This window comes from Clostridium neuense (assembly GCF_045310695.1).
GTDB classification, from domain to species: Bacteria; Bacillota; Clostridia; order Clostridiales; family Clostridiaceae; genus Clostridium_S; species Clostridium_S neuense.
The window spans coordinates 1-242 of the sequence record NZ_JBJIAA010000071.1; the positions used below are offsets into that span (position 1 = coordinate 1).

The following is a 242-nucleotide window of genomic DNA, read 5'->3' on the forward strand; positions in this document are numbered from 1 at the left end:
GTAGCTCAATGGTAGAGCCCTAGCCTTCCAAGCTAGTCACGAGGGTTCGATTCCCTCTACCCGCTCCAAAATATGCGCTATTAGCTCAGTTGGTAGAGCACCTGACTCTTAATCAGGGTGCCCAGGGTTCGAGTCCCTGATGGCGCACCATATTAAACCTTTTATCGGGGTGTGGCGCAGATGGGAGCGCGCGTGGTTTGGGACCATGAGGTCGCAGGTTCAATCCCTGTCACCCCGACCAC

The 242-nt window shown here is 55.4% G+C and carries 2 tRNA genes; both read left to right on the plus strand.

The annotated features are described in order from the left end of the window. Positions 1–74: 74 nt before the first annotated feature. Positions 75–150, plus strand: a tRNA-Lys gene (locus ACJDT4_RS23430). A gap of 15 nt (positions 151–165) precedes the next feature. Continuing rightward, positions 166–241, plus strand: a tRNA-Pro gene (locus ACJDT4_RS23435). The last annotated feature ends 1 nt before the right edge of the window (position 242 follow it).